General features: G+C 48.1%; 22 protein-coding genes. 10 read left to right on the forward strand and 12 right to left on the reverse strand.

What is annotated here, in order from left to right; genetic code table 11:
• Positions 1–21: 21 nt before the first annotated feature.
• The 3 genes from DDZ15_RS16685 to DDZ15_RS06235 all read right to left on the reverse strand — a co-directional run bounded on the left by DDZ15_RS16685 (position 22) and on the right by DDZ15_RS06235 (position 3,834).
• On the reverse strand, positions 22–186 hold the full coding sequence (locus DDZ15_RS16685; RefSeq protein WP_158278634.1) for a hypothetical protein: 165 nt from the start codon (positions 184–186) through the stop codon (positions 22–24).
• A 331-nt stretch (positions 187–517) separates the two neighbouring features.
• Positions 518–3,076: an ABC transporter permease gene (locus DDZ15_RS06230; protein WP_109646218.1), complete on the reverse strand. Its 2,559-nt coding sequence runs from the start codon at positions 3,074–3,076 to the stop codon at positions 518–520.
• Complete coding sequence (locus DDZ15_RS06235; RefSeq protein ID WP_109646219.1) at positions 3,073–3,834, reverse strand: ABC transporter ATP-binding protein; 762 nt, start codon at positions 3,832–3,834, stop codon at positions 3,073–3,075. The genes DDZ15_RS06230 and DDZ15_RS06235 overlap by 4 nt, the downstream gene beginning before the upstream one ends.
• Positions 3,835–4,068: 234 nt before the next feature.
• On the opposite strand from DDZ15_RS06235, the gene DDZ15_RS06240 reads away from it, so the two are divergent.
• Positions 4,069–4,722: an arylesterase gene (locus DDZ15_RS06240; RefSeq protein WP_109646503.1), complete on the forward strand. Its 654-nt coding sequence runs from the start codon at positions 4,069–4,071 to the stop codon at positions 4,720–4,722.
• 189 nt (positions 4,723–4,911) lie between these two features.
• On the opposite strand, the gene DDZ15_RS06245 is transcribed toward DDZ15_RS06240, so the two are convergent.
• Positions 4,912–5,613, reverse strand: coding sequence for an SIMPL domain-containing protein (locus DDZ15_RS06245; RefSeq protein ID WP_109646220.1), 702 nt, complete (start codon positions 5,611–5,613; stop codon positions 4,912–4,914).
• A gap of 235 nt (positions 5,614–5,848) precedes the next feature.
• Here DDZ15_RS06245 and DDZ15_RS06250 point away from each other — a divergent pair, with 235 nt between their 5' ends.
• Entirely contained in the window at positions 5,849–8,800 is a 2,952-nt protein-coding gene (locus DDZ15_RS06250) for a TonB-dependent receptor (RefSeq protein ID WP_199222896.1), read from the forward strand.
• 198 nt (positions 8,801–8,998) lie between these two features.
• Here DDZ15_RS06250 and DDZ15_RS06255 read toward each other — a convergent pair whose 3' ends face one another.
• From DDZ15_RS06255 to DDZ15_RS06275, 5 genes are all read right to left on the reverse strand, one after another.
• Positions 8,999–9,346 (reverse strand): rhodanese-like domain-containing protein, encoded by a 348-nt coding sequence (locus tag DDZ15_RS06255; RefSeq protein WP_109646505.1) that lies wholly within the window; start codon positions 9,344–9,346, stop codon positions 8,999–9,001.
• A gap of 512 nt (positions 9,347–9,858) precedes the next feature.
• Positions 9,859–10,149, reverse strand: coding sequence for a Smr/MutS family protein (locus DDZ15_RS06260; protein WP_109646221.1), 291 nt, complete (start codon positions 10,147–10,149; stop codon positions 9,859–9,861).
• A gap of 200 nt (positions 10,150–10,349) precedes the next feature.
• Positions 10,350–10,661: a Dabb family protein gene (locus tag DDZ15_RS06265; RefSeq protein WP_109646222.1), complete on the reverse strand. Its 312-nt coding sequence runs from the start codon at positions 10,659–10,661 to the stop codon at positions 10,350–10,352.
• 31 nt (positions 10,662–10,692) lie between these two features.
• Positions 10,693–12,195, reverse strand: coding sequence for an HU family DNA-binding protein (locus tag DDZ15_RS06270; RefSeq protein WP_109646223.1), 1,503 nt, complete (start codon positions 12,193–12,195; stop codon positions 10,693–10,695).
• Positions 12,188–12,481: an HU family DNA-binding protein gene (locus DDZ15_RS06275; protein ID WP_109646224.1), complete on the reverse strand. Its 294-nt coding sequence runs from the start codon at positions 12,479–12,481 to the stop codon at positions 12,188–12,190. The genes DDZ15_RS06270 and DDZ15_RS06275 overlap by 8 nt, the downstream gene beginning before the upstream one ends.
• Positions 12,482–12,662: 181 nt before the next feature.
• Between DDZ15_RS06275 and DDZ15_RS06280 the strand changes: the two genes are divergently transcribed.
• From DDZ15_RS06280 to yidD, 5 genes are all read left to right on the forward strand, one after another.
• Positions 12,663–14,618 carry an aconitate hydratase gene (locus DDZ15_RS06280; RefSeq protein WP_109646225.1) on the forward strand — a complete coding sequence of 652 codons (1,956 nt, stop codon included), beginning with the start codon at positions 12,663–12,665 and terminating at the stop codon, positions 14,616–14,618.
• Positions 14,619–15,018: 400 nt separating this feature from the next.
• Entirely contained in the window at positions 15,019–15,720 is a 702-nt protein-coding gene (gene folE / locus DDZ15_RS06285; protein ID WP_109646226.1) for a GTP cyclohydrolase I FolE, read from the forward strand.
• A 119-nt stretch (positions 15,721–15,839) separates the two neighbouring features.
• Positions 15,840–16,214, forward strand: coding sequence for a four helix bundle protein (locus tag DDZ15_RS06290; protein ID WP_109646227.1), 375 nt, complete (start codon positions 15,840–15,842; stop codon positions 16,212–16,214).
• 142 nt (positions 16,215–16,356) lie between these two features.
• Positions 16,357–17,868 (forward strand): cysteine--tRNA ligase, encoded by a 1,512-nt coding sequence (gene cysS, locus DDZ15_RS06295; RefSeq protein WP_109646228.1) that lies wholly within the window; start codon positions 16,357–16,359, stop codon positions 17,866–17,868.
• A 70-nt stretch (positions 17,869–17,938) separates the two neighbouring features.
• A complete protein-coding gene (yidD, locus tag DDZ15_RS06300; protein WP_242978936.1) occupies positions 17,939–18,175 on the forward strand; it encodes a membrane protein insertion efficiency factor YidD in 237 nt (78 codons plus the stop codon).
• A gap of 49 nt (positions 18,176–18,224) precedes the next feature.
• Here the strand turns inward: yidD and DDZ15_RS06305 are convergent, their stop codons facing one another.
• Complete coding sequence (locus tag DDZ15_RS06305; RefSeq protein ID WP_109646230.1) at positions 18,225–19,118, reverse strand: LysR family transcriptional regulator; 894 nt, start codon at positions 19,116–19,118, stop codon at positions 18,225–18,227.
• Between the two features lie 106 nt (positions 19,119–19,224).
• Between DDZ15_RS06305 and DDZ15_RS06310 the strand changes: the two genes are divergently transcribed.
• On the forward strand, positions 19,225–20,697 hold the full coding sequence (locus tag DDZ15_RS06310) for an NADP-dependent isocitrate dehydrogenase (protein WP_109646231.1): 1,473 nt from the start codon (positions 19,225–19,227) through the stop codon (positions 20,695–20,697).
• Between the two features lie 265 nt (positions 20,698–20,962).
• Here the strand turns inward: DDZ15_RS06310 and DDZ15_RS06315 are convergent, their stop codons facing one another.
• Complete coding sequence (locus tag DDZ15_RS06315; protein ID WP_109646232.1) at positions 20,963–21,346, reverse strand: nuclear transport factor 2 family protein; 384 nt, start codon at positions 21,344–21,346, stop codon at positions 20,963–20,965.
• Between the two features lie 70 nt (positions 21,347–21,416).
• Positions 21,417–22,040 (reverse strand): carbonic anhydrase, encoded by a 624-nt coding sequence (locus tag DDZ15_RS06320; RefSeq protein ID WP_109646233.1) that lies wholly within the window; start codon positions 22,038–22,040, stop codon positions 21,417–21,419.
• Positions 22,041–22,179: 139 nt separating this feature from the next.
• Here DDZ15_RS06320 and DDZ15_RS06325 point away from each other — a divergent pair, with 139 nt between their 5' ends.
• Together DDZ15_RS06325 and DDZ15_RS06330 are read left to right on the forward strand one after the other, a co-directional pair.
• Positions 22,180–23,112 carry a pseudouridine synthase gene (locus tag DDZ15_RS06325; protein WP_109646234.1) on the forward strand — a complete coding sequence of 311 codons (933 nt, stop codon included), beginning with the start codon at positions 22,180–22,182 and terminating at the stop codon, positions 23,110–23,112.
• On the forward strand, positions 23,109–23,984 hold the full coding sequence (locus DDZ15_RS06330; RefSeq protein WP_109646235.1) for an alpha/beta hydrolase family protein: 876 nt from the start codon (positions 23,109–23,111) through the stop codon (positions 23,982–23,984). Before DDZ15_RS06325 ends, DDZ15_RS06330 begins: the two co-directional genes overlap by 4 nt.
• Positions 23,985–24,020: the final 36 nt, after the last annotated feature.

The following is a 24,020-nucleotide window of genomic DNA, read 5'->3' on the forward strand; positions in this document are numbered from 1 at the left end:
AACCGGATTGTAATCTAGATTCTATCGACTATGCTGCCTTCTCTTCAAAATCCAGTGAATAACCGGCGGGGCCACCACAATGGCCACAAATACATGACCGGTATACATCCAGACCAGAACTGCGATCAGGATACAGACCAGGATCACGATAAATGTTATGAGCCAGACGGATTGGTTTGTGGTCATGCCGGAGTTATTTTGATGTGGTCCCACATGATATTTACTTTTCCATTTCCCATAATCTGTTCCTTTTGTAGTGCTTTCATTTAACGTGAGTTTAACAAAATCCCTCCAGGTGGGGGATAAAATCGTTGAATCTGGCGACTACAATAACCATTATCCCTCTTAGGGAAGGTTGATTAAGGTTATAATGAGCTCATTTCTGATTTATAAATCGGCTATGAGTTCTGAAACCACCCCTGTCCTCCGTACGAGACTTCGGAAGGCAAGCCCAGCCCCTCCTTGAAAAGGAGGGGAGACACCCCGCCCATACTTTTAATCCTGATACACGCTGCATTTACGTGGTTATGGTTTCATTTCGCAGCACCTCAATGGGGGAGGATTTGAAAATGTGGCGGCTGCCGCTCCAGCCTATGATGACTGCGGCTGCGGTAATCAGCATGGAGATCACAAAGAGTGATAGAAAGTCGGGCACAAAGGCCAGGTCGAACCAGAAGTAGGCGAGCGCCCAGCTTGCACCAAGAGCCAGTATGAGTCCTGTGAGACTTGCCAGCAGCCCAAGCAATGCATACTCAATCGTCTGTATTTTGCTTACCTGCGATTTAACAGCCCCCAGCGTTCGAAGCAGAACCGATTCCCTGCTGCGCTGCTTGCGGCTGATAGAGATGGAGCTGGCCAGCACGATAAATCCGGTTAGTATGCTGAAAAGAGCCATAAACTCGATCGCCATGGAGATCTTGTCCAGAAATTCACGGATGCTGCGGATGGCCACGCTGATGTCAATAGCCGATACGTTGGGATATTGCCTGACGGCTGCCTGCTGAATGGCGGGCGACTGGCTCTCACCGGTAGTGCGTACCAGCGTTGCAAAAAACTGCGGGGCAGCTTCGAGTACATTGACCGGGAATACAACAAAAAAGTTGGGCTCAGGGCGCTGAAAATCCACTTCCCGTATGCTGGCAACATAGGTATCCACCGGTACTCCCTGTACATTAAAGGTGAGTGTATCGCCGATCTCTACCTGCAAATCATCGTCTATCTGATCAGCAATGGAAACCGGTACAAGCGAATTGAACCCGTCGCCTTCACCGATCCATTCACCTTCCAGAATGGTTTCCGCATCGGTGAGATGATCGCGATAGGTAACCCTGTAATCTCTCCTCAATGCCCATCCTCTTACGTCAACGGTAGTGTCTGCACGCACTTCAGCAACCGGCCTGTTTTTCCAGCGCTCCAGCCGCATTGAGATAATGGGTACATTTTGCAGAATGCGCGCTCCTTCATCTTCGATGATTCGGTTCATTCCCTCATTTTGATCCGACTGGATGTCATACAGCACCAGATCGGGTGTATCATCTCCAAACTCCACATTAATCCTCTGCAGAAGCATCTCCTGAGACAGATAGAGTGTTCCGATCAAAAGCATACCCATGCCAAGCGTGGTCATCAGCATGGCGGTCTGATTGTTGGGACGAAACAGGTTTGCAGTACCCTGCCGCCATACATAAGAGAATGATTTGAGCCGAAGCCCCTTTACGGCTGCCATCAGTAAACCCGCTATCACCCATAGCAACGAGGCAAAAAAGAGGATGCTGAACGTGAAAACGGCTGCCACCAGAAAGTTTTCTGTGAGTGAACCGATCACGACAATAAGTATGGCCAGGGTGATTCCTGCAAAGGAGTATTTCACTTTCGGGGAGAGAGACTTCACCGGGGAGAATTCAGAGCTTCTCAGCGTCAGCATGGGAGAGACGGAGCTCACACCCGCAAGCGGCAGCAATGAGAACGCAACGCTGATCAGTACACCGGTAAAAAGGCCGAGTGCAATTGCCTGTACGGAGATGCTCTGAACAATACTGAATGGCAAAAAGTCGGTAAACAGGGCTGGCAGGTAAGACTGTATCACAAGCCCGATCAATGTTCCGGTAACGGCACCGATGAGGCCCAGAGCGGCTATCTGAATGGCGATCGATGCCAATATTTTCTCAGAGGGCATCCCGATGCAGCGCAGCGTTGCCACCATCTGACTTTTGCGCTTGATGTAGACATAAATCGCGCTCGCAACACCCAGACCGCCGAGCAGAAGCGCAATAAAGGCAATGAGTCCCAGAAAGCGGCTCAGATTGCTCACAATTTCATCAAAATCTTCCTTTCTCTCCTCAACCGTATCGAAACCAACCCGGTTTTCGCGTGCGATGGGGCGGAGGGCTGCCACAACATCTTCGGTCATCTGGGGATCGTCAAAACGGAAGTACTCCTTATACTCCACACGGCTTCCGCGGTCGAGCAGGCCGGTACCCTCGAGCAGGTGCCGCGGTACATAGACTCGCGGGCCGATCAGGGAGAAGGCGGCCGCTTCGCCGGGCACGCTGAGAAGAGCACCGCGAATGGGTATGGACCTGTTGCCAACCAGGATAGAGTCGCCCGGCATCAGCCCGTACTGCTCCATGGCCGACTTTTCGAGCAGCGCACCGTTTGTCTCACGGTATTCTGCAGCTGCTTCAACAGGTTCTGTTTCAATGGTTCCATAAAGGGGAAAAGGACCTTCAATGGCGCGCACCTGTGAGAGCCTTGTTTGTCCGCCATCACCAAAGATCACCATCGAATTAAATTCCACAGCACTGGCATCGCTGCCTCCTATAGAATCGATAAATGCGGTAATGGTATCGTTGAACGGCTCGGAGGACTCAATTTCAAGATCCGCACCCAGCAACTCTCTGGACTGATCCTCAACGGTGAGAAGTACATCATTCCGGAACGAGAGGATGGCTACCAGCGCAGCCACACCGGCAATAACGGCGGAAGTGTATAGGAAAAGGCTTTTCCACTGCGGCCGCGCATCGCGATAGGCCAGCTTCCAGCTGAACGAATCAAATAGTTGCCTTAGTAATTTCATGAAGTAAGATCTGCGGCTGAAACGGTTTCAATTTCGGAGACACCGGTTTCGGGATCAACACCCGCATCGGGGAGCGAGTCGTGCAGAATCTCACCGTTCTTCAGCTCAATGGTACGATTGCATTTGGCAGCCAGTTCACGGTCGTGCGTAACAATAATCAGTGTGGTACCCTGACTCTCATTTAGTTCAAAGAGCAATTTTTCAATTTGCGCGCCTGTTTCACCATCAAGGTTTCCTGTGGGCTCATCCGCAAACAGAATGGCCGGCTGATGGATGAACGCCCTCGCCAGCCCCACACGCTGCTGCTCACCCCCCGACAGCTGAGTGGGATAGTGGTGGGTACGGTCGGCCAGACCTACCTTGCCGAGAAGTTCCAGTGCAAGAGCTTCCACTTCACGGTAGGGTGTACCCCTCAATTCAATGGGAACCATCACGTTTTCCAGTGCGGTAAGTGTGGAAATAAGCTGAAATGACTGAAATACGAACCCGATCTGCTCGTTTCGAACTTTTGAAAGGGAGGCTTCGTCAAGGTTGGAAATTGACTGACCCTTCAGGATAACGCTTCCGGAGCTGGGTTTATCAAGGCCGGCACACAACCCCAGCAGAGTGGTTTTACCGCTGCCAGACGGTCCGACGATGGCACAGGATGTCCCCTCATCAACCGAAAAAGATATATTTTTCAGCACGGTGAGATCTTTATCCCCGCTCTTGAATTTTTTTGTAAGATTCTGGACGTCTAGGATGGAACTGTTTTTCATTATTCAGGTTTTATTATTCAATAGTGAGGGTAACAAAGAACAGGGCTAAAACCATTCCGCACAATGCGTTTGAAATTCATTAATTTTGAACAGAACGGGAATAGGGCTTAAAATCTTATAAATTGACCTGCGTTACCAAGAAAATCATAATTTTTTACAGTTTGTGCGATGCTGGGGCGGCTGAACCTTACGATGGTCCGGAACCCGGATTGCAAATCTGAGATTACATTTAATATGGACATAAAACACTTTTTATACGGAGGAATACCGATTCTGTTACTGGTATTGTTTTCACTTGCTCCGGCTGGATTGGCTGCCCAAAATGGCGCGCAGGAAGAAAATGAAACCATTCTCTTTTTCGGAGACAGCATTACGGCCGGATACGGCCTGGAAGAGGGGCGTGCCTTTCCGGCAATTATTCAGGAAAAAATCGATTCGCTGGGTCTGTCATACGAAGTGATCAACTCGGGGCTGAGCGGTGAAACGTCAGCCGGAGGACTTCGGCGTATCGACTGGGTGCTGCAGCAGGGGGTGGATATCTTTGTTCTGGAACTGGGAGGAAATGACGGTCTGCGGGGAATTGATCCTGCCTCTACAAAGCAAAACCTGCAAGGTATCATCGACAGGGTGGAAGCAAGGTACCCGGACGCCACAATAATTCTAACGGGAATGGAGTCTCCGCCAAATATGGGGGAAACCTACACATCTGAATTTCGATCCATCTATGGTGAGCTGGCCCGGTCGAACGATGTCATTTTTCTGCCGTTTATTCTGGAGGGGGTTGCGGGGGAACCGGAACTGAATCTGCCTGACGGTATCCATCCAACGGCCGAAGGTCACCGGATACTGGCAGAGAATGTTTGGCAAGTGCTCCGGCCTGTGCTATGAAGTACGTATTGTTGATATTAAATTAAAAAGGAAAGAGAGTCAGACTTCAATCTTCTGACTTCAAAGACAGAGTTTTGAATAATCACTCCATCCTCCCGAAAAAGGAGAGGGGACTCTATTCCCAAATTACCATGATCATCAGAATTGAATTCTTCAGAAAACTCCGGTTAGATAAGAAAGAGCACTTTTTTAATTCGCCAGACGGAAGATAACCCTGACATTCTCCCTTACCGGAATGGTGGTCTGAAACTGAAGCATGCCACCGTCATCTGCCGTGGCCGACATGGCAAGTGCACCCGACTCACGATATATGGGGCCGCGTGTGCTTGTGTGTTCTATTCCGATAACACCTCCCAGCTGTTTTCCGGCTGCCTGCGCAAGGATTCGTGCTTTCCTCTGTGCCGTTTCAACGGCATTGGCGATAGCCTCTTCAACAGCCTCTTCCTGTTCGCTTGATCCAAATGCGCCTGAAAAGTTATCAAAACCGTTTTCAATGAGGTCAACCTGCATCTGCTCAAATTCACCGATGTCGTCCAGCTCAACCGTTACGCGCTGACGCGTTTCATATCCCTGGCCTTCTGAATAACGACGCGGTGAGATACTGATCGGATTGGCCTGAATACGCTCATCCTCAATACCTTTATCCAGTAAAAGATCAGTCAGATATCTCTCCAGCTCCTTGTGGCGGTTAAATGCAGTTTGAGCATTTTCATGAAAGCGGCTAAGGTTTATTTGGAACGTAATGCGGTCGGCGGCCGCGGTTGACATACCGGTTGCATCAATAACGATTTTGCTCTCATCAGCTCCCGTAGTGTTGGTTAATACTGCCTGCGCAGAGGTTGAACAAGCTGTGGCGAAAACCATCAGGGAGAAAAAAAGTATATTCTTCATAGCTATGCGAGGTTTGTAAAATGCAGGTTCTGTTTAATTTATGAAACGCTTAAGTACGACCAAAAGTTGCCGCGTAAATTTTTATAAAAGGGCGGTATGCTGCAAAAAATGTTGTGGAAGCGCTTGCAAATGCCAAAAAATGCATTTTATTTACGGTTGACTCATGCTGAAAAAATATTCTACTTTCACGGCCTAAATCTTGGACGAACTAAACAGTTAACCTAATCACACATCTATGACTAATTGGATACGGAACCTTTTTGCATGCAGTGTTCTCTTCCTGATCCTGTTTGCCACAACCGGTACAGAAGCAAAGGCTGCCACCATGATGCAGCAAACTAATGAACGAATTACGGTTTCCGGCACAGTTCTGGATGCTGAAACCGGTGAAACGCTTGCCGGTGTCAATATTGCCGTAAGAGGCAGGGTAGTTGGGGTTGCCAGCGGCCCGGAGGGCGAATTCACGCTTCGCGTAAATGATACTCCTCCGATAACGCTTGTGGTTTCCATTATCGGCTACCGCACGCAGGAGATTGAAATTACAGAGATGAATGTTTCGGATTTAAGGATTGAGCTTGTTGAGGAGACGATCCTGGGATCCGATGTGGTGGTATCTGCATCCCGTGTAGAGGAGAGTATCCTGGAAGCCCCGGTCTCGATTGAAAAGATGGACATACTGGCTATCAATCAGACAGCTTCACCAAACTACTACCAGGGCATAGCCAATTTGAAGGGTGTGGACGTTACAACGAGCAGTATCAACTTCCAGATTATCAATGCGCGCGGTTTCAACTCAACCGGAAATACGCGCATGGTTCAGCTAACGGACGGTATGGACACACAGGCACCAGCCCTCAACTTTCCCATAGGTAACCTGAACGGCCCGTCTGAGCTGGATGTAGAGAGCCTTGAATTTATTCCTGGTGCCTCTTCTGCGCTTTATGGACCCAATGCATTCAACGGTATCCTGCTGGTAAACAGCAAGAGCCCGTTCGAATACCCGGGCCTTAGTGTTTTTGTACGAAGCGGTGTGAATCATATTGATAGTCAGGATAACCTGGGTGAACCCGCCAACCCGCGCCCTATGTATGAATTTTCGGGAAGATATGCGGACGTAATCGGCGACCGTTTTGCCTACAAACTGAACGTAACCTACAGTACAGCCGATGACTGGCGTGGAATCAACTATTCGGATAAGAATGCCGAACTGCAGGGTGGTCTGAGCGTTAACCCGGCGTACGACGGCGTACACCTTTACGGTGACGATGGCACCTTTAATATTGGTCTGTTAAGTTTTAACCCCGATTTTGTTGCCGCCGTATCGCAGGGGCTGGTCAATGCAGGTGTACCGCAAACTTCAGCCGTACAGTTTGCGCAGAGCCTGCCTTCTCAACCCGTAGCGCGTACCGGTTACCGCGAGCAGTACCTTGTAGACTTTGACGCGGAAAACCTGAAGTTCAACGGTTCGCTTCACTATCGTCTCAGTGACAATGTGGAAGCAAGCTATTCGCTTAACTACGGATACGGTACCTCCATATATTCAGGAGCACAGCGCTACAGTCTGAATAATTTCAGTATTGCACAGCACAAGGTTGAAGTTCGAGGTGATAACTTTATGGTTCGGGCGTACGGTACCTTTGAAGATTCAGGCGACTCCTACATTGCCGATTTTGTGGGCTTCTCTGTAAATGATCAGTATTTAAATACCACCCAATGGTATGGTTTGTACGGCGGCAACTTCATTCAGGGACTGGTTGGAGCCTATGTGCAGACGTTTGGCACACCTGTTTTTGATGCCAACAATGTTCAGGCATTGCTTTCCAACCCACAGCTCGTCAGCAATCTTCACAACTGGGCAAGAAACGGAAATGCGGGCGCAGGAATTACCGGTGCCGATGCCAACCGGTTTGAGCCGGGAACGCAGGCATTCGAAAACGCGAAAGAGAATGCACTCGAGGGAGTTGTACCCAACGGTGCACGGTTTGATGATCAATCGCGCTTTCTGCACACTGAGGGGCAATACGATTTCAAGAATGAGATCAAGTTTATGGATCTGCAGGCCGGCCTCAGCTTCCGTCAGTATCAGCTTCGTTCAAACGGAACCATTTTTGCAGATGCAGACGGCGGTGTAAATATCAATGAGTACGGCGGATACCTTCAGGGAGCCAAATCATTTATTGATGACAGGCTGCGGCTGACCGGTTCTGTACGATATGATAAAAACGAGAATTTCGACGGACAGTTTAACCCGCGGATTGCCTCGGTAATCCGGATTGCCGATAATCAGAATATCCGTGCGTCTTATCAGACCGGTTTCAGAAACCCCACCACACAGGGCCAGTATATAGACCTGAATGTACTTACTGCACGACTGCTTGGCGGCTTGCCTGAGATCGTTGCGCCTTATGATGTGACGACCAACTCGTTCCGTCTCGATTCTGTGGAGCGTTTCACAAACGAGCTGCTTGCAGGCAATCCGAATGCTGCGGCGGAACTGGTACCCTACACCAATTTCGAAAAAGTAAAACCTGAGCAGATTCAAAGCTACGAAGTGGGATACAAGGGACTGATTGGTAACAAGCTTCTGATCGACACCGCGTTTTACTACAATGTGTACGATGATTTTATTGCACAGTTCAGGGTGAGGAAAGCAGCAGGTGCATTCACCGGAAACCCGGCGAACGATCAGGCGGTAGCTGCATCGCTTCTTTCGGGAGATGCATCGAATACATTTCAGCTGTACACCAACCTGGATGAGACGGTGAAGTCGCGCGGTGCTGTTTTCGGATTTGATTACAGCCTGCCCGCCAGCTTTCTGCTAACGGCAAACTACAACTGGAATGAGCTTATCACAAACCAGGAAGACAGCTTCATTTTTGATTTCAATACTCCCGAGCATAAAGTGAATGTTTCGTTCGGTAACCGCAGGATAACCGATCAGATTGGTTTCAACCTCACATGGAGATGGCAGGATGAGTTTGACTGGACATCCTCTTTTGCCAATGGCACCGTGCCCTCTGTTTCAACCTTCGATGCGCAGGTAAGCTATCGGGTTCCCGATCTGCGATCCGTTGTTAAAGTGGGCGGGTCAAATATTTTCAACAACCGCCATTTTCTGAACTACGGCGGACCGAATCTGGGAGCGATTTACTACGTATCCTTAACGTTCGATCAGTTCCTGAATTAAGGAAATCCGGCATATAATCCTCAAAAAAAAGAGGCCTTCGGGCCTCTTTTTTTATACTTACAGATGTGTGTTGTATCTGCTTTGTCTGGACAGGGGATAGATTTTACATCTGAAACGTATTAAGCCCGATATTCCGCATATGTTGGAATCCGGTCAGCCCCAAATCCCGGCCTGACTGATTGATTTGCGAACCGGCAGTTATACGTTCCTGCCCGTCAGCTCATAACCTTCATTTCGCCACCCGGCAAGTCCGGCATCAAAATCACGCACGTCCGTAAAATTCAGATCCATCAATTTTCCTGCGAGTTCGGGTGATGCGGTGCAGTCGCTGTTTGCACAGTAAACTACAATCGGCTGCTCCTTGTCGGGTACAACGGCGTTAATCAGGTTGGCCTTGTCGGAGGGGATATTAATGGAGCCGGGTATTCGCCTGGCCATATACGCCTCTTCATCAAGCGCATTAATCAGTACGGGCCTTTTATTGCTGTTCAGCTCCTGATTCAAATTTTCTGCGTTAATTTCTCTGATCTTGGTTTCTGTTTCCATAATGATCTGCGTCACTTGAGTTTATCTCTCTGGTGTACTGTCATAACATTTGATATCCGGCAGTAATTCCGGGTTAAATCCTGTGACTATCGGGAATCAATACGGCTTAAAGAGATACTGGATTTGCAAGACTCTCTAAGCCCCTTTTCAGGCAGCTGCTAAGTATTGGAATCTCTAAAGGGTTCTTCACACCCTTAAGCAAGCTTCAACTTGTTGTAAACGGGTTCGGAAAGTCCGGTGAGATCATCTGTGGTCCTCCGATACGCCATCCTTTGTAATAATACCCTCAACGCCTTTTTCTCTGGCTTCCTCCCGGATTGTTTTTTCTGCATCGGGGCCACAGTTAAAATTTCAGTACCGCAGTGAGTTATGAAGGCCTTCGGTAAATCAAATTTTTAAACCAGGTGTGCCGGGTCCACGCGGGCGTGTGTTTCGATCAGATGATTATCCATTTGCAAACAAAGGCTTCAAAGAGAATTCCATTTACGGTGAAAGGTGCCCGGGGGGTGAGGTTATGAAACCTCGTCAAAGCTGAGTTCTGCTTCAGTAGCACCCCAGCCGCCACCCGATTCACCTGCCAGACGGTATCCTTTCACGTGCGGATTCCGTTCGAGCAGAGAGTGAACGCTTCTTCTGAGAGCTCCGGTGCCTTTGCCGTGGATGATTCTGATTTCGGTAATACTCTCTTTCAGACAGGCGTAAATAAATTCATCAATCAGTGTGGAGAGATCTGAAGGAGCGAAGGTATGAAGATCGAGAACGCCATTGATCGGTACTTTATGAGGTTCATCCTGCTGCGTCATGATCGGGTTGTTGGGTTGACTATTGAACTCAAATGGACGCAAAGTTTTTATGAGCCATACTCTGCCATATGAAGATCCCTCCGCGCGGGCTATCAGGATTATCGGATTATCGAGATCCCGGCCATATCCCGGCAGTTCGCCAAGTGACCTGATTCACCAGAACGAAGAGCAAATGGCCGGAGCCGGCTTCAGGGGTTCATTTACAAATCCACGTTATAGTCAACAAATACCCGCTGTTCGGCAACCTCTTCTATAAAGTCTATTGCTTTTTTATGATGCGGATCCCGCGTATACATTTTGAAGTCGAGTTCCGTTTCAAAGTCACAGATCAAAACAACGTCCAGGGCCTCTTTTTCGTCCGGGTTGATCTGAATACCCACTTCAACAGCCTTAATCTCATCGATATTGGTTCTGAGGCCTTCCAGGATCAGTTTTAGCTTTTCGGCATTCTTCTCCTTTGAAGCACCGCCGGCTTTATCCTTAAGTTTCCACATTACTATATGGCGTATCATAACGGTTCCTTTTGGTTTTGATGAAGGGGGATTAACGACGTACTGCAAACTGCCAGTCATCGGGGTCAACCCGGTTCTGAGCATCTCTGAGCACATCTGTAGAATACACACCGACGGCCCAAAGGAAAAAACGGGCATTATCAGGTTGATTGTCAACAGCCCAATCGTACATTAAGAGGTAGCCTCTTGCAACCTCTTCGAGCTGTTGGGAGGTCAGATTCTCCGGATTGGAAATGAAAGGTACGGATAGTTCTGCATTTGCAGGAATTAAATTCGGATTATTGGTTATACCCGAATTAAGATTATAAATAACAGGCCAGTAGTAGGGGTTGCTCATCCGGACTTCAGAAATGGACCATAGCGACTCACCGCGGTTTACTGTATAGGGGGATGTGTTAAATGCCGTTTCACCGTCAATTCCGGGTTCAGCGTCAGATTCCTGCTGATCCTGACTTTCCGTACCGACAGCATCCTCAGCTTCAGTATCCGCAGGCTCGGGTTCATCGGCAGCTTGTGCCTGCTCTTCCATTTCCGATTCCGTCTCCGTCTGTAGGTCAGATACAGGTTCCTGATCTGTTTCAGGTTCAGGGTCGGGCTCAGAATCAAGCATCTGTTCCTGTTGTTGTTCCGTTGTTATTCCGGGAGATTCAGTATCCTGGGGCTGTTGAATGAAGTAGAGCAGAGCGGCAAAGGCCAGGATTACTATAATGACTGCAGCAGCTGCATACGACCAGTTTACTCGAGATTTTTTATCAAATTTTTTAACCGGCCTGCCTGCTTTCCGCGGTTGGGAAGGGGTTGCTGTAGAAACAGGGATGGCCCGGGGTTCCTTTTCGGCCTCAACGGGTTCGGGAATACTGAAAAGAGATTCCGGAATTACCTCACCCGAACGATCGGGAGCATAAAGAAGCCCTTCATAATTGCTCTCTTCTTCAGCAATTATCTTCTCTTCATCCCCGCCGTCTTCCTCATCCTCACCTTCATCTCTGTGAACTTGTTCCGAGCTGTCCGGAACGGGACGTTCAATAAGCAGATGGTCACCGTTATCTTCCTCTTCCGGTTCTTCGAGGGGACCCAGAGGTATTGGGGTTTCAATTTTTGATTCAGCCGGTTCTTTCTTTTCCTTTTCCTGCTTTTCAGGGGAGTGCGGCTTCTCTGCGGCCTGTTCCTTTTCCTTCTTTGGTTCAGACTCGGCTTCGCTATCGTCGCTTTCATCTTGCAGTATCTGCGACTCCATTTTGGAATAGGGGCGGTTTACATCTTCACGAAGTGCTTTGTAAGGTTTGAAGTAGACCTTGTTCTGACCGGGAATCGTTATCGGTTCTCCGGTTTGCGGATTTCTGCCCTGACGCTCCTTCATCCATCTCAGCTCAAATTTACCGAAACCTGAAATGCTGACCGAACCGGATTCGCGAAGGCCGTTTTCAATGACCCCCACCAGCTCACTGACAAAACTGTTGGTGGAGTTCTGACTCTGCTTAGACTGCTCTGCAATCAGTTCAACAAGTTCCCTGAAGGTAATTTTTTCACTCATCCTCGCGGCCTGTAAACTTTAGTTCGTCCTTGAGTCCGCTGGCCGGTGTAAATTCCACAACCCGTTTGGGCGGGATCAGCATATACTTGTCGTAATGCGGGTTATACACTTTTTTTACATCATTTACTTTCACGCTGAAGGTGCCAAGATCGGGAATAGACACACCATTACCCTTGCTTAACTGATCGGAAAGTACTGAGAAAACATCCTCTGCAAGCTCTTTGGCCTGTTTATTCGAATTCCCCGTAGCCTCCGCAAGCCGGCTGATGAAGTCACTGTAATTCATGAAGTAGATGATTTCCTGATTAGATGAATAAACGAAAAAAAAGCCTAAAAATCCTAACAGACCCTGTTAACGCCATTAAATTGATGGAATCGTATGGGATAATAATGACCAAGCGGTGCATATGAACGATATTACCCCGTATAACCTTTTATCGTACAAAGGGATAACCAAATAAAACGATATGGGCAGCACAAGAAATGTAACTCAAAAACTAATTGAATCACATCTGGTAGACGGTGAAATGAATCCCGGGGCAGAGATTGGTCTCAAAATTGATCAAACCCTGACACAGGATGCCACCGGAACCATGGTGATGCTTGAACTTGAGGCCATGGGGCTCGACAAGGCAAAGACCGACCTTTCCTGCCAGTATGTGGATCACAATCTGCTGCAGACAGACTTCAAAAATCCCGACGACCATGTTTTCCTGAAATCAGCTGCCGACCGTTTTGGCATCTGGTACAGCCGGCCGGGAAACGGAGTGAGTCATCCGGTTCATACAGAGCATTTTGCCATACCGGGTAAAACCATGGCCGGTTCCGACAGTCATACGCCTGCATCAGGATGTATGGGAATGCTGGCCCTGGGTGCTGGCGGACTCGATGTGGCTTTCTCCATAGCGGGCGAGCCAATGTATCTGAAGATGCCGAAGGTACTGGGAGTAAAACTGACGGGCAAAATGCCCGACTGGGTCAGCGCCAAAGATGTGGTGCTTGAGATGCTGAGGCGGTACGACGTGAAGGGTGCACGTGGGTATGTAATTGAATATTACGGCCCGGGACTGAAAGAGCTGGATACCATGGACCGTCACGTTATTGCCAATATGGGAACCGAGATGGGAGCAACGTCCACGGTATTTCCATCTGATGAGGAAGTGCGGCGATTTATGAAACAGAACAATCGCGAAGATGAATGGATTGAACTGAAAGCCGACGACGGGGCAGAATACGACAAAGATGAAGAGATCGTGCTTGATGATATTGTTCCGATGATCGCACTGCCGAGCAGCCCCGGAAATGTTGTACCGGTAAGCGAAGTGGAGGGCAGGGAGATCTATCAGTCGTACATCGGGTCATCGGCCAATCCCGGATACAGGGATTTCTGGATTGCCTCGGAAATTGTTAAGAATCGCCGTGTGCATGAAGACGTCAGCTTTGACGTGAACCCAACATCGCGCCAGATTATTGAGAATATGGTGAAAAACGGTGCAATGCTATATCTGGTGCAATCAGGAGCACGTATCCACCAGGCCGGCTGCAACGGATGCATCGGGATGGGACAGGCACCGGCAACCGGGCGGAACAGCCTGCGAACCGTACCCCGAAATTTTCCTTCACGTTCCGGAACCTCAGAAGATTGCGTTTACCTTTGCAGTCCGGAAACCGCAGCAGCCTCTGCGCTGACCGGCAAAATTACCGATCCCCGTAATTTGGAAGATCTGTTCGGTTTAACCTATCCGGAGTACCATGAACCGGAGGACTATATCATTAACAAAGAGATGCTGATTGCACCATCGGAAAACGGAGAGGAAAAAGAGCTGGTGAAAGGGCCCAATATTTCCACCATGCCCGATTTTGATAAAATCAGCGATTTTAATGTACCCGTACTCTTAAAAATGGGCGATGACATTTCTACGGATGAAATTCTAAAAGCGGGTGCCGAAGTGCTTCCCTACCGAAGCAACATACCGGAAATCAGCAAATTTTCGTTCACGGTTGTGGATGATACGTTTTACGACAGGGCCATGGAAGCAAAAGAGGAGCATGGCGGACACATTGTAGTGGCAGGTTCCAACTATGCACAGGGCTCAAGCCGTGAGCACGCAGCCATTGCGCCCCGATACCTGGGTCAAAAGGCAGTAATTGCTAAAAATTACGCCCGTATAGGCTGGCAAAACCTTGCTAATTTTGGAATTGCTCCCCTTGAGTTTACTGACGAATCCGATTACGATGCCATTGACAAGGGAGATTTAATCAGGATCGAGAACCTGCGCGAGCAGCTCAAAAGCGGCGATACGGTTCAGGTCAAAAACGAAACCAAAGACACTGAGCTTACGGTGAAGCATACCCTTAGCGGACGCCAGCTTGAAGCACTACTGGCGGGCAGTGTTATAAACCTGTACAAAGAGCAAAATTAGCGGCTCTTGCAACAGATGTGTGGATTTGAGACGGCCTGTGGTCAACGAGTGATCTGTGAAGCTTGCAGCCGGGCAGAAAAGGCAAAAGGCAGAAGGGAAACGTCAAACGTCAAACGTGAGACGTGAGAAGGGAAATTTCGACTGGTCCCGAATTCTCGGGAGCAATATTCGATTTGTGATTTCAGAAAAATTTCCCATCCTGCCCGTTGTAGCTTGTAGCCTGTAGCCTGTAGCCTGTAGCCTGTAGCCTGTAGCCTGTAGCCTGTAGCCTGTAGCCTGTAGCCTGTAGCCTGTAGCCCGCTCCGCTCAGCAGCGCAGATCTCGCCTATTATGATATTGAAGCAGGATCCCGTAAATTTATATGCTATAGAATTTTATAAAATCGACCCATTTCAACCAGATGAGCAAGGACAAGAATATATTGGATACACTTGATTTAAATCATTCTGAGGCTGAAGAGATCGGGGATAATCATCTCTCGACCTCCGTTCAAACTCCATTGAGAAAAGATGCATTTGAGCTGACGGACAGTGAAAAGATTGAAGTCATAGAAAAGCATTTCGCTGAAATTATGCACGCTCTCGGTCTCGATCTGACCGACGAAAGCCTGAGCGGCACTCCCCGCCGGGTAGCCAAGATGTATGTGAAGGAGATTTTTCAGGGCCTGAACCCCGTAAACCGCCCCGATACCAGAAAGTTCGGTAATAAGTATGAATATGGTGACATGGTTGTTGTAAAGAACATCAACGTCACCTCGTTTTGCGAACATCATTTTCTGCCCTTTATCGGGAAAGCGCACGTAGCATATTTCAGCAGCGGTAAAGTGATCGGCCTCTCAAAAATTAACCGGATGGTGGATTACTACGCCCGCCGTCCCCAAGTTCAGGAACGGCTGACGCTTCAAATTGCAGAAGAGCTTCAGGAATCACTCGAGACGGATGATGTGGCCGTATTTATTGAGAGCAAACATTTTTGTGTATCCACGCGCGGCATTCAGGACAGGGAAAGCAGCACCGTAACAACGGAATACCGCGGCCGTTTTAAGGAAAAAGAGATTCAGCAGCGCTTTATCGATTATATGAAGGCGGAGATGATGGTTTAAGGATTCAGGCCTCTTTGTGATTTTAGTGTTCTCTATTGAGTTGCCGGTTGCGGGTTGCCGGTTACGGTCACTCCCGAAATAACGTGACCAGTTAACCATTCATAAAAACATAGAGAAAAATGGCTAAAACATATAGAGAACTGGATATTTATAGGGTTTCATTTGACCTTTTTATTGAGACGCACAGATTTACGTTGAAACTTCCCAAATATGAGCTTTATGAATTGGGTAGTCAGTTGAGAAGGTCATCAGATTCAGTTAATACCAATATTGTTGAAGGATACGGCAGAAAACGATACAAGAAAGATTTTGTAAAGTTTTTAACCTACTCTCACGCAAGTAACGATGAAACGGTGAATCATTTAAGAAAACTGTTAATTCTTTATCCAGAATTAAACAATGAAATCAGAGCACTGTGTCAAAAATACGATCAGTTGGGCGGAAGGATTTACGCATTCACCGATTATGTGGAGAAAAACTGGCGAACAAAATAACTTCTACAGGCATTAAAAATTTGTCAAGTGATTATTGGTCCCGATGTCCGAGATTTACTATCAACTGTTAACTGGTAACCGGCAACTGTCAACCGGCAACCGACAACTAACCACGCACAACCCACAACCCACAATAACCAACATGCAGCAAGCGGAGCAATCCAAACTACACCTTTACAACAGCCTGACGCGCAAAAAAGAAAAATTTGAGCCGATCAATGCGCCTTTTGTTGGAATGTACGTTTGCGGGCCAACTGTGTACGGTGAGCCTCATTTGGGTCACGCACGGGCCGCTATAACTTTCGACATTGTATTCAGATATCTGAAACACCTGGGATATAAAGTGCGGTATGTAAGGAATATCACGGATGTCGGGCATCTTGAAGATGAGGAGACAGAGCAGGGTGAGGATAAAATAGCCAAAAAGGCACGCATCGAGCAGCTTGAGCCGATGGAGATTGTACAGACCTACACCATACGGTATCACCGCGGTATGGATGCGCTGAACTGCCTGCGTCCGAGTATCGAACCAACGGCTTCCGGTCACATTATAGAACAGATTGGGCTGATTGAAGAGATCCTGGAAAACGGACTGGCGTATGAGGTGAACGGGAATGTCTATTTCGATCTTGAGAAATACAGGGAGACAAACGACTACGGCACGCTGTCGGGCAAGGTACTTGAAGACCTCCAGTCGGGCAGCCGCGATACGGAAGGAATGGAGGAGAAGAAGAGTCCGCACGATTTTGCACTTTGGAAAAAAGCGTCTCCTTCGCACATTATGCGCTGGCCATCGCCCTGGAGTGAAGGATTTCCGGGATGGCATCTTGAGTGCACCACGATGAGCACAAAGTACCTCGGCGATACGTTCGATATTCATGGCGGCGGACTGGATCTGCAGTTTCCACACCATGAGGCTGAAATCGCTCAAAGCCGCGGAGCGCGCGGATGCGACCCGGCCCGATACTGGCTCCATAACAATATGGTGACTATCGACGGGGCCAAGATGAGCAAAAGCGCAGGGAACTTTATCACGCTTAGTCAGCTGTTTAAGGGAGAGCACGACCTTCTTGAAAAGGGATTCGACCCCATGGTGGTGCGGTTTCTTATGCTCCAGTCGCATTACAGAAGTAAAATTGATTTCTCCAACGATGCCCTGCTGGCCGCTGAAAAAGGCTACAAGCGGCTTATGAACGCTTCCGATGTGCTGCACTCTATGGATACGGGCACGTTCAAAAAGGAGGGAGAAGGAAGCGGGGATACTGAGATCCTCGAGCAGTGCAGATTGTGCCACGAAACAATGAATGATGATTTTAACACAGCGCAAACGCTCGCTTCGCTCTTCGAACTTGCATCCAAAATCAATGCAATTCAGCATGCGCAGCTGGATGCAGACAATGTGTCGCTGCAGGCTTTCACAACCCTATCCAAAACGTTTGATGATTTTGTATTCGACATTTTCGGACTGAAAGAGACCGATTCCGGGAAAAACGGCAAGACGGAAGAGCTGGTAAAGCTTCTCATTCAGATCCGTGCTGAAGCGAGGGAGAGGAAAGATTTTGCCACCTCCGATAAAATTCGTGACGACCTGCAGAAAATCGGCATTCAGCTGAAGGATGACAAGTCGGGCGAAACCACATTCACGATCAACTGATTTCAGATATAATTATTTCCAAAAGCCGGGCAGAATGGTTGTTAGGCATCTAAAACAAATATTGAGCTGGATGATTATCCTGCCGGTTCGCGGGTATCAGCTTATCCTGTCTCCCTGGCTGGGGCCATCATGCCGACATTCCCCATCCTGTTCGGTCTACATGATAGGGGCTGTGAAAGAGTGGGGACCGCTTAAAGGATTCTGGCTCGGTTTAAAGCGAATTGGAAGATGTCACCCATGGGGAACGTCAGGTTATGATCCTGTACCCCGGTCCGGGTCAGGTGATGGTGATCAGGCACCGGATTGAGTGGGTTGCCGATAGCCGGACGTTCAAAAATAATTGACCTGCCGCAGCGCTACTGCAAATTCTGCTTGCGCTCAAGGAAACTCAAAAAATGTTCGGTTACGGGGTTTACCTCACGCCCTTTGCGATAGATGGCGTGCCAGTGTGTGTTCACCGGTAGTCCGCTGATATCCAGTACGCTTATCTTCTCAAGACGGCGTTCGGAAGTCAGGCTTAGCTCCGATACCAGTGAGACGCCAATTCCGGCCATAATGGCCTGCTTTACCGCTTCGTTTGTGCCCAGTTCCATGCCGATCCTTGGCTGCAAACCCGCCTCAGATAAAAGCTTTTCCATTACCATGCGCGTACCCGATCCCTGCTCCCTGATGATGAATGTCTCGTCTTGAAGTTCTTTCAGGCTTCCTATTTGTTTGTTTGCCAACGGATGGGAAGGATGTGCAGCAAACACAAGAGGGTTTTTAAGAAACGGAATGGATTCAAGGTTGTCGCGGTCGGGTACCTGTGTGAGAATCGCAAGGCTGTAATCCTGATTTGTTATATGATTGATTACTTCAAAGCGGTTGGTGACTTTCAGCGATATCTCAACTTCTTCAAACTCCTTCTGAAATTCCCCCAAAAGATAGGGCATCACGTACATGGCCGTTGAAGCGGCGGAAATTGACAGTGTTCCTTTCAGGCCTCCCTTGATTTGTGAAAGAGTGGAGTCGAACGTATTCATCCGGTTCATAAAGGAGAGATAGAGCTGATAGAGCTCTTCGCCTGCATCAGTTAGCCTGAACTGTTTGCCGCGGTTTTCATAAAGATCCATGCCGATGTGCTGCTGCAGCTGTTTCATTTGGATGGAGACTGCAGGCTGGGTCATATGAAGCTTCCTGGCGGCACCCGTAATACTGCGCTCCATCACTACTGCGCCAAAAATCTGTAGCTGATGAATTGTAAAATCCATTGCATAAATAATGGTTTATATATCCGATTAATATAATTAATTATTATTTATGATGAGTAAAGGATATCATTGCGCGACCCAAAAAACTAAATCTCTTTACAACCGGATGAAAAGCAATACAACAATCACAGTTGCATACGGCGACGGAATCGGACCCGAAATTATGACCGCAACCCTGAATATTCTGAATGCCGCAGGTGCAAACCTTACCTACGACGTCATTGAAATAGGGGAAAAGGTATACCGGAGAGGGATCAAATCAGGAATTGAACCATCGGCATGGGATCCGATCCGAAAAAACCGGGTCCTCCTGAAAGCACCGATTACAACCCCTCAGGGCGGAGGCGTAAAAAGCCTGAATGTAACCATGAGAAAAACCCTGGGCCTCTATGCCAACGTGAGGCCGTGCAGATCGTATGCACCTTTTGTGAGGACCAAACATCCTGGTATGGATGTTGTGATCGTAAGGGAAAATGAAGAGGATACCTATGGCGGGATAGAACATCGCCAGACATATGATGTATTTCAGTGCCTGAAGCTGATCACCATGCCGGGTACCGAAAAGATTGTTCGATACGCTTTTGAATATGCCCGGCGCAATGACCGGAAAAAATTAACCTGTTTCACCAAAGACAATATCATGAAACTGACCGACGGTCTTTTTCACGATATGTTCAAGCAGGTGGGAGCTGAGTATCCGGAAATCGAATCCGAGAACATGATTGTGGACATTGGTGCGGCACGGCTGGCAGATACTCCCGAAAGGTTTGACGTCGTGGTGATGCCCAACCTGTATGGGGATATTATCAGCGACATTGCAGCCCAGATTGCAGGTTCCGTCGGACTTGCAGGTTCTGCAAACATTGGTGAACAGTGTGCCATGTTCGAAGCCATTCATGGGTCTGCACCTGATATTGCAGGGCAGAATATTGCGAACCCGTCCGGATTGCTGATGGCCTCCGTCATGATGCTCATTCACCTGGGGGATACCGAAACGGCTGAAACCATTCAAAATGCGTGGCTTAAAACACTCGAAGAGGGGCTGCATACGGCCGATATTTATGACAAAAAGATCTCAGATAAGCTGCTGACAACCGATGAGTTCGAAAAAGCCGTAATTGAAAGGCTTGGCAAGGAGCCTGAGGCACTCCGTCCCGTGCATTATCCTGAAAGTGATGAACCGCTCAATGTTCAGCTGACTTTTAGCCGGGGTGAGAACCAGCCCTCTAAAAACGTTGAAAGAAAGCTGAAAGGCGTGGATTTGTTTGCCTGCTGGCAGCCCGGTGAGCCTGATGATCTTGCCAAGATGCTGAAAGAGGGTCTTGGATCTCTTTCAGACAAGATGGAGCTGATCATGATTACAAACAGGGGGACCAAGGTGTGGCCCGAAGGCCTTGAGGAAACGTTTTGTACAGATCACTGGAGATGCCGTTTTGTCTCTGTAAACGGCGATCTGCAGCCTTCAGACATCATTGCACTGTTGAGCGGAATGGATGAGCATAACATCGATATCGTTAAAACCGAGAACCTCTATGAGTTTGACGGACAACGCGCCTACTCTCTGGGTCAGGGTGAATAACAAAGTTTCGTGATCCCGTTGCCGGCAGGACCGGAGTGCGCGATGTAAAATGGTCTCTTATTAAGCACTTTCACATCTTTGCGACTTCAGCGTGAATCGTGCCGTATGGCAGCAATTGTCGATTCATTATTCCCTAATAAAAAAAGACTTCAGTCGTAAACTGCAGGTGACGGGGTACGACACTGCCTGCAATTCAGTATAAGTTATTGAGGGTAGCCGGGATGCCGTGAGATCGGCCGTCATGATGCGTTGGCAAAGTGCTTGTTCAGTACATTGGATTTCCACTCTTCGTTTCATCAGGTACCACTTGAATCGAATCCCAATGTTCAACGATTTTTCCATTCTCATCAAAGCGAAAGAAATCCATCGTTACATACTCTTCATCATTCGGCCAGGTTTGATGGGTATGGACTGCTACTAAATCATCTTCTGCCACTGCTCTCAGGAATTCAATCTCCTTATTCGGATACTCTTTTGCCATTTTTTCGAAATAGGCAATAAATGCTTTTTTACCGTTGCCTATTAGAGGGTTGTGCTGGATGTAGTCAGCACCCACATACAATTCAACAGCCTTTTCAGGTTTACCCATGTAGGCGGTGCGATAAAAGGAAATAGCATTCTGTTTGTTCTTTTCGGAATCTTGTTTCATTTCTTCTCCGGTACTTTTGGATTACGGACACGCCACCAGAAACAAATCTGAACCGTAAGAAAGCCGGAATTCAGGAGTAAGCGTCTATGTAGGTTTCCTGTCCGCTGGTAATGTTGAGGTCATTGATAAGGCCTGTACTCAGGTCATAGACCCAACCGTGCACCCAAAGGTCGCGATGCGTTGCCCATTCATGCTGCACAAACGGGTTCTCCTTCACATGTTTTACCTGGCTTTTCACATTCAGCTCAACGAGCCGTTTGGCCCGGTCTGTTTCATCTTCAATTGAATCGATTTCATCCCTGTGCCCAACATAGATTGTTTTGATATTACTGAGCCAGTTATCGATCAGCCCCAGCCTGTCTTTTCCAAGTGCTGCCTGCACACCACCGCATCCGTAGTGCCCGCAAACAATAATATGCCGAACCCTGAGCACCTGAACCGAATATTGAATGACCGACTGACAATTGATATCACTGTGAAGAACCAGGTTCGCAATATTTCGGTGTACAAAAATAGAACCGGGTTCAGCATTTACGATCTGGGTTGCGGGAACACGGCTGTCAGAACATCCAATCCAGAGAACATCAGGAGACTGCGACCGTGAAAGATTGGAAAAGTAATCCGGGTCGTGTTTTTTGATTTTTTCTGCCCATAGCCGGTTCGCAGATAAAAGATTATTCGCAGTTTTTGGCATGGATCGTTCTAAGTTGTATGTTTTCTCCGAACAGGTTATCGAAAGGTAACTTTTTTATATTTACCTGACCACTCATTATACGTATTGTTACCTTATTCGGGATGTTTGATTCGGTCCCGGAATCATCTTTATTGAATACATGCAAAAGAAAAAAAGAAGACCTACACCGGATTCACGCAAGAGAAATACGCGCGGCAATCGAAGCGGTGGAAATGAGGAAAAACCGAACAGGCGAAAGCGGCCATCAAAATCTTATGGACGCAAAGCCAAAAAAGCGGACTCATCTCCCCAAAAATCGAATCGTGCCGATCAAAAGCCCTATTTGAAAGATGAAATTCGTATTAATAAATATATTGCGCATGCGGGGCTCTGTTCCCGAAGAGACGCTGATCTTCTGATTGAGGAAGGAAAGGTTTTTTTGAATGACAGGCAGGTAAAAGAGCCCGGAATCAAAGTAAAACCTTCCGATAAAGTGGTGGCAGACGGCCAGCGGCTTACACTTGAACCATTTGTCTATATTCTGCTGAATAAGGGAAAAGATACCATAAGCACCACAAGTGATGAAAAAGACCGAAATACGGTTCTGGATGCCGTAGAAGATGCAACCGGTTACCGGGTCTATCCCGTAGGAAGGCTGGACCGCAATACGATGGGCCTTCTTATCCTGACAAATGACGGGGATCTTGCCCACAGGCTTATGCATCCCAGTTACAGGGTGAAAAAGACCTATGAGGTAACGAGCGACAGATTACTGAGTGATGAAGAACTGGAAAAGATGCAGTCGGGAATCGAGCTGGACGACGGTCCCGTAAAACCTGCAAAGGTAAAACGCGATCTGCTCAGGCCCGACACTATTGAGATATCTGTTTTTGAAGGCAGAAATCATCTTATACGGCGAATAATCGGCTATTTTGGTGCAGATGTTGTAAAACTTAAACGCACGCGGTATGCGGGGCTTACTGATGCGGACCTGAAGGTGGGGCGCTGGAGATATTTGCGGCAGAAGGAGATCAATGACCTGAGAAAACTCGTAAAACTGGATACACTCGACTTTAACAAACAGGAAGCATGAGTTACACAAGCGTACTAAAAAAAACCGGATCCGTACCGTCACGCGAAAACCTGCCCATTTATTATGATCTATATGCCCCGGTAAACAGTCCCGGATCTGTTTTGCCGGTAGTGCTGTTTATACACGGTTTTAAAGGGTTCAAAGACTGGGGAGCTTTTCCCGATGCCTGTGAAGAGTTTGCAAGGGCAGGATTTGCAATAGTTGCCATTAACCTGTCACGCAACGGGGTAGGAAAAGGAATGACAGACTTTGATGAACCGGAACTATTTGCAGGCCAGACGCTGACCGGCGACCTGGAAGATATCGGTACGGTAATCGAAGCCATTAAAACGCGCGAGATAAGCAGCGATAAATTTACGCTCGACACAGACCGGATTGCAATCATAGGTCACTCCCGGGGCGGCTACACAGCCGTTGCAGCCGCTGCAGAGTACTCAGAGATCCAGTGTTTGGTAACCTGGAATGCAGTAGCTGATTACAATAAACGATGGACTGAGGAGATGATCGGTGACTGGACAAAGAAAGGATATACAGAGATCAAAAATGCGAGGACCGGTCAAACCATGAGAATGGATAAAGTGGTTTACGAGGATGCCGTCCAAAATGCAGGTCGCCTGACGGCGCTTACCCGTATTCAGGAGCTTCACATACCATCCCTGTTCATTGCGGCAAAAGACGACGAAGCGGTGCCCGGTACCGATACAGAGCAACTCTTCAGGCAATCACCCTCCGACGACAAGGAGATTCGCATTATTCAGGATACGGGACATACCTTTGGCGTTTCTCATCCGTTTGAAGAAGACGACTTCCCCGAACCTTTTTCCGAGGTAATCGACCTTACGGAGGGATGGTTGCTGGAATACCTCAAGTAATACCGAGCTTACAGACATCGGATAAGCGTTTAAAGA

The organism is Rhodohalobacter mucosus (genome assembly GCF_003150675.1).
Lineage (GTDB): Bacteria > Bacteroidota > Rhodothermia > Balneolales > Balneolaceae > Rhodohalobacter > Rhodohalobacter mucosus.